This is a genomic window from Nostoc sp. NMS2 (genome assembly GCF_017115105.1).
GTDB lineage: Bacteria > Cyanobacteriota > Cyanobacteriia > Cyanobacteriales > Nostocaceae > Nostoc.
Genome location: NZ_JABXKH010000154.1, coordinates 23,782 through 29,872, shown reverse-complemented (window position 1 = coordinate 29,872; position 6,091 = coordinate 23,782). Strand labels below are relative to the sequence as shown.

Sequence of the window (6,091 nt, the reverse complement as noted above, 5' to 3'; positions counted from 1 at the left end):
ATTCTAAGTCCGTAGAAATGCTGAAATACTCTATTCGATTATTACTTCATTACTTCTTCATTACTTGAAGTATCGTTTTATCCTGGTGTTTGATTAATTCATACCGCACTCAGCAACGCCAAAAGTCAGAACAAGATTCTTGGTGTCTAGTTTTTTTGCGGGACTTCATGCACCAGATAAGCCCAATAGCAATTAATGAACTACCAATGGTTGAACTTTCAGGTACAGGACGTGCAGTGACAGTAAAATTTCCACTTATCTTATTTAAATTATCTTCACTATAACCAATGGTTGAAAAATAAAACACGTTAACAGGGCTTTTTTTATCTACATTATTACTCGAAACTAAAAAGCTCAAGCCATTCTCTGTTAAAAACGGTTCATCTATATCCAATAAATTATCATTGCCAAGATAAGAATTTAAAGGAAGTAAGCTAGTTATATTTTCTGTTAATTCTCCTACTGTCCTTGTACCACTTATTCCTATAATTCTGTAAGTGTTATTTGTAGAATCTAACTCAGTAGCAGTAATAGTTCCTTTGGCTGAAATCGTTTTTACAGTATCTGAAAATGGTTCAAAACCTGATAAAAAATACTTAAAATCGAAAAGTTGTGCTGCTTGCACTGGAGAAGGAACTCCTATACTAATCAAAGCCAAAATAGTAGCTGTACAAAGTTTTTGAGCTAGTTGCATAAAAAATCTCCAAATATACAGATCAATACAAGAACTCGATATATGTAACTGTTTAAAACAGGTAACATGATTTTTTATAGTTACTTCAACCCAGAAAAAATCCTCAAATTACTTTGAAGTAAAATAATTTAATATTACTTAATTAATTAGTAATGATGCCATTAAAAATCAGAGAGTAGCTTTGCTTTCCTAAGAAAAAATTGAAGTACAGTTTCTTGTCTAGAAATAATATCGACTGTACCTTTCATTCCTAACTGAATATTACAGTGGTGATTTTCTTTACCTAAAATCAGGCTTTCTGGCTCAATAGTTACTTCAAAGAAGGCTGCTGTTGTAGCAGCATTTTGATTGGTAGAGACAGTATCATTATTATTTACTGATGGAGCGATCGCGTCTGCGGAAATCGTTTTAACTTTACCTTTGAGAGTGCCGTAATCTGGATAAGGACAGGCAGAAACTCGCATCTGTACCTTTTGATCTATTTTCAACTTGCTTTTATCTTCAGGCGCTACTGCTGCTTTAATGACTAAGGGGACACTACTGGGAACAATTTGTACAACTTCCTCTCCAGCACGGACGCTTTGACCAGGATTTCGCAGATTTAGTTTGAAGACAATACCATCTGCTGTAGCAGTAATGGTAGTTTGGTTCAGTTCGATTTGCGCCTGTTTGAGTTCGCTCTTGTCGCGCTCCATCTGTTTTTGAATTTCAATTCGTTGCTGAATTAAGGATTGGCGTTCTTTATCTAAAGTAGCAATACTGGCTTTGCCCGCAGCTTTTTCTTGGGCAATACGCTCTGAGGCAATTGCGACTTCTGCATTACTGGGATTAAGGGCAGCTCGGACGTGTTGCAATTTGGCTTTCGCTGCTTTGAGTGCTTGTGATTGCTGGCGAACAGCTAGTTGTGCTTCCTCAAATTGATCTTGGGACAAGGCTCCTGCTTTGGCTACACCTTCATACCGATTTCGTTTTGACTGAGCTGCTTTGAGACTAGCATCCGCTGCTTTGACATTGGCATCCGCTTCTTCAACATCAGTAGCGGTGGTAATAAGTTTATCTTGATAATCCCGGCTGCGACCGCTTAATTCAGTTTCAGCACCAGCGATAACACGGTTAACCCGCTCAGTTTCAGCTAAAACCTGGTTATTAATGGCATGAATCTGTGCGTTGACTTGAACCAGTTGTAAACGACTTTGCCCAATGTCACTTTGCAGTTGGTTCTTTTTGGTTTGCAACTTCGAGTTGTCAATAGTCGCAATGATATCTCCTTTTTTGACAACTTGGTTCTCTGTAACAAAGACGCGCATCACCTGACCCTCTGTCGCAGCTTGAACGAGCCGCAATTCACCAGCAGGGCGGACTAGTGCTTGTCCTTTAACTGTTACTTTATATTTGCTCACAGAAGCGAGTGGAATGGCTAACCCCACGACACAGACAAACACTAATCCGCTCAAAGTAGTCCAACGGCCAAGTGGCGGCAGAAACTCATTGTCTTGAATTAGGGGCAGGTGGTCTGAGTTGGAATGACTAAGCATGATAGTTTTATTTGCTGATTGCGCTTAATTTGCCGTTAGGTTGAGAATTAGAGGATTTAGGCATTAAACCATTTGTGAATGTATCAACGCCATCGAGAAAGTCCAAGTGTTCGCCAGCTTGATGGCGCAGAGCTTCTGGAGTGCCTTGGATTTTTAAGTGTCCTGACTCTAGCAGTACAATCCAATCAGCCCGTCCGATGACTTGAGGGCGATGGCTAATCATAATTGTGGTTTTGCCTTGTCGATGGGACAGTAGTCTACCTAGTACTTCGGCTTCGCTTACTGGGTCGAGAGCGCCAGTGGATTCATCTAAGATTAATATTGGCGGATCAGTAACTATAGCTCTTGCTAGAGCTAATCTTTGTCTTTGTCCACCAGAAAGATTCGCACCAAATTCGCCTAAAACAGTTTGATACTTATCGGGTAGTTTACTGATAAACTCATCTGCACCAGCAATAGAGCAAGCCTGCACAATTTGTTCAAATGTAATTTGAGGATAGCTGAAGCGGAAGTTTTCAATAATTGAGCGGCTCCAAAAGTGCGCCTCTTGAGGTACTAGCACTACCTGTTGCCGTAAGCATTCCATCGAGAGGTCTTGCTGATTATAGATTCCATAACGAATATTGCCAGATTGGAGGAAATACAAACCTGCAATTACTTTGGCGAGGGTACTTTTTCCACAGCCAGATTTCCCAATCAGAGCAATAACTTGACCGCCAGGGATAGTCAGCGAAAAATCACAGAGCAAATCAACTCTGCCTGCATGGTGAAAATTAAGGTTGGTACAAGTAATATCTGCATTGCCCTTAAGTTCTGCAATCGGCTTTTTCTCATCTTTTTCGGCTTCTGGAGTAGCATCAATCACCTCTGTCAGACGTTGGATGACAATCCCGGCAGTAATGAATTCATCAACTAAGCCGATGACTGAACCTAAGAAGCCAAGAAAGTTGCTACTCATACCACTAAACGCTAGCAACTGACCAATACTTAAAGTGCGATTAATCACCAAGTAGCTGCCTAACCAGAGTAAAGCAATATTAGTGCAAGTGGAAAAAATACTGGTGATTGTGCCAGTGTAAATCCCTAGTTTCATCGTACTCCAGCCCAAATTAGCGAGGCGACCATAATTAGTCTGATACTCTTGCCAAGCTTGGGGAGTAGCTTGAGTAGTTTTTAGCACCTGGACACCGTGAAAAATTTCAACAAGAAAGCCTTGGTTTTCTGTACCTAAGACAATTTGGCTGCGGGTTTTCTGACGCAAGGCTGGGAGAAAAAGCAGGTTGACTCCGGTGACAATCATAAAGGCAGCCAAGGAAGCCAAAGTCAATCCCCAACTGTAGAACAGCATGAAGCCCAAAGAAACCAAGGCGATAAAAAATTGGCTGGGTAAACCGAGGACAATCTGGGAAACTAGTTCATTGATATGATTGACATCGGCAATGCGACTGACTACTTCGCCACTGCGCCGACCTTCAAAATACGATAGGGGCAAGCGCAAAAGTTGTCGTCCGTATTCTAGAATCAGCCCTAATTGCAACCTTTGACCAAAGTGACCAATGAGGTGAGACTGTACTAAACCGATCGCACTGCTAAATAAACTCATAGCGATCGCTCCCACTGCCACAACAGTTAGCAGTTGGGTATCTCCTCGCACTAGCACGTCATCGGTCAACAGTTGCATCATCAAGGGAGAGACAAGCGAAAGCAGTCCAATGGCAATGTTAATTGCTATAGCTTGGATGAGAATGCCGCGATAGGGTAAAACCCGCATCAGATAGCGCCCAAAGCCGCCAATTTTATCGTCTGATTGCTGATAAAAACGGCGATCGTCTGGCATCAGCAGCAGCATAATGCCATTACTCCACCCCTCGATCAACTCCTTGCGGCTAAGGTAACGGATACCTACACCTGGATCGGCAATTACGTATTTATTCCTCTTTTGCCCGTACAACACTACCCAGTGATAGCCTTTCCAATGTATTACGGCAGGCAGGGAAATTTTTTGCAAAGAGTCGAGCAGTTGCTCTGAAGCTTTAACTTGGCGAGCATTGAATCCTAAAGCTTCTGCTCCTTGTCTCAACCCCAGTAAAGAGGTTCCTCGTGAGCCTGTACCAACGGCTTCCCGTATACGGTTGATGGCAAAGGTGCGACCGTAGTGTTTGGCAACCGTAGCTAGGCAGGCTGCACCGCAATCTTCTTCACTGTGTTGGAGTACGCTTTGGTAGCGCATTTTTTTAGACCTATCCTATTTGTTTTTGAGCATCAAAAATCCCATGTAGGAGCGATGATATACGCCCCTACAGGTGTAATTTTTGCTCAGATTAGAGCTAGTGTTCAGCTTCTAACTTAGATTTCTAAGTGTCCGCTTACTCAATAGGGCAGCTTGGTGATAGCTTGATATACCGCGTCGATACCTACTGATTCATTTTCAAGCTGAAGCTACGGAATCCGTTCTTCAAGTTCCCTTAAACCGGCTGAAGGATGAAATCCAGTCATTAGGAACACCATACGTCGGAAGCCACGGGTATTTTCCTGGCCCAAGATCTCTGTAACCCCCTCCATTGGGATACTTTCTGTAATGAGACCAGTCATAGAATCTCCATTTACCTCGATTGATTATAATCGAACTAATTTGGTTATCTGCCTCCGTTGGCAACGTTGGCAAGCTACTGTTTGCAGACACTATCCTAGTTCCAAAATTGATATCTCTGTAGGCCGCCAAATCCCAACCGCCTTGAATAGTAGCAGCTGTTTCATTATCAACTTCCTTGACAACAAGAGTAGTCTCAAGTTGTTTAAAGTCTTGCTTGGTTTTTAACATTGTCATTTTCCTTTAATCAAGATTGACATTAGTATTGATTTATTTAACTGAACTTAGCAATTTTAATTCAACTAAAATAGCTCAAGTCAATTAATATCAACACTTTACAAGGAACCCAGTTAAGAAGTAACCTTGGAATTATAGAAACCCGCTTTGATTACTAGAAGGTTTTCAAGCTCTGAGCATTGTTGATAAAGTTTTTAGTCTTGTAATACCTTCAAGAAGCAATTCAGATTTCTATATTTAATAGTGTATAAAACAAAAACTTGGGAGACAATGCACATTTTGTTGTTAAGACTATTAATTATGTTGTTACTGATTGACACTAATATCAGGACGCTGAGTATTACGCCAAGCTTGAGGTGTAGTATCATGAAACTGGCGAAATTGACGAAAGAAATATCCTTCATACTGATAGCCTATTGCACAAGCAATCTGATTAACTGGCTGGTTAGTTTCAAGAAGCAAAGTGCGCGCAGCTAGCATACGCCGTTCAAAGATCCAATCATTGACTGTTTTTCCGGTTTTACGTCGCACTAAATTGGTTAGATAAGCTGCGGAGTAACCAACTGCAACAGCTACGTCACTTAAACCAATTGATTGATGGTAATTCGCTTCGATATAGTCGAAAACTTCCTTGAGTTGAAAGCAAGTAGGAAAAAACGGTTGTGGTTGTGCTACTCGCTGAGATTGAGTCAAGTCACGCTGCTTTAAAGCTACGTGTTTTTCTAGTCGGGGAGCGATTGCTTCCAATAATTCTTCTGTAAAATCTAAAGTTGCCTGAAGCAAAGAAAGAGATTTTTGTAATTCTGTCTGTGTTTGCTGATAGGAAGCTTTTTCAGCACACAATTGCTCATTAGTAGCACTTACACTTAATTCAGACAAAAGCTCTTGCATTTTTGACTTTAACGCTGTATCGGTTCTCTGCAAGGCTAAACAAATCTGTTGGCGATCGCTCATATCATAATTATGGATATCCGGCAGTATAGCTTGAGAATTACGTTGTTCTAGAACCTCGTTGCTGGAAACCATAGTCCTACT

Annotated in this window: 5 protein-coding genes; all 5 read right to left on the bottom strand. The window is 41.2% G+C overall.

The features are described from left to right. Positions 1-109: 109 nt before the first annotated feature. The 5 genes from HWQ36_RS27880 to HWQ36_RS27860 all read right to left on the bottom strand — a co-directional run bounded on the left by HWQ36_RS27880 (position 110) and on the right by HWQ36_RS27860 (position 6,082). Positions 110-694, bottom strand: coding sequence for a PEP-CTERM sorting domain-containing protein (locus HWQ36_RS27880; RefSeq protein WP_292708867.1), 585 nt, complete (start codon positions 692-694; stop codon positions 110-112). A gap of 161 nt (positions 695-855) precedes the next feature. Next, the gene (locus tag HWQ36_RS27875) at positions 856-2,229 is read right to left on the bottom strand and encodes an HlyD family efflux transporter periplasmic adaptor subunit (protein ID WP_292708865.1); all 1,374 of its coding nucleotides are present in this window, start codon (positions 2,227-2,229) and stop codon (positions 856-858) included. Positions 2,230-2,236: 7 nt separating this feature from the next. Next, on the bottom strand, positions 2,237-4,459 hold the full coding sequence (locus HWQ36_RS27870; protein WP_292708863.1) for a peptidase domain-containing ABC transporter: 2,223 nt from the start codon (positions 4,457-4,459) through the stop codon (positions 2,237-2,239). Positions 4,460-4,684: 225 nt separating this feature from the next. After that, a complete protein-coding gene (locus tag HWQ36_RS27865; RefSeq protein WP_292708862.1) occupies positions 4,685-5,050 on the bottom strand; it encodes a beta/gamma crystallin-related protein in 366 nt (121 codons plus the stop codon). 312 nt (positions 5,051-5,362) lie between these two features. Then, complete coding sequence (locus HWQ36_RS27860; protein ID WP_292708860.1) at positions 5,363-6,082, bottom strand: AraC family transcriptional regulator; 720 nt, start codon at positions 6,080-6,082, stop codon at positions 5,363-5,365. Between the last annotated feature and the right edge of the window lie 9 nt (positions 6,083-6,091).

Coding starts and splice junctions, on each gene's coding strand:
- HWQ36_RS27865 (WP_292708862.1), bottom strand. CDS start 5,050: ATGTTAAAAACCAAGCAAGACTTTAAACAACTTGAGACTACTCTTGTT.
- HWQ36_RS27860 (WP_292708860.1), bottom strand. CDS start 6,082: ATGGTTTCCAGCAACGAGGTTCTAGAACAACGTAATTCTCAAGCTATA.
- HWQ36_RS27880 (WP_292708867.1), bottom strand. CDS start 694: ATGCAACTAGCTCAAAAACTTTGTACAGCTACTATTTTGGCTTTGATT.
- HWQ36_RS27870 (WP_292708863.1), bottom strand. CDS start 4,459: ATGCGCTACCAAAGCGTACTCCAACACAGTGAAGAAGATTGCGGTGCA.
- HWQ36_RS27875 (WP_292708865.1), bottom strand. CDS start 2,229: ATGCTTAGTCATTCCAACTCAGACCACCTGCCCCTAATTCAAGACAAT.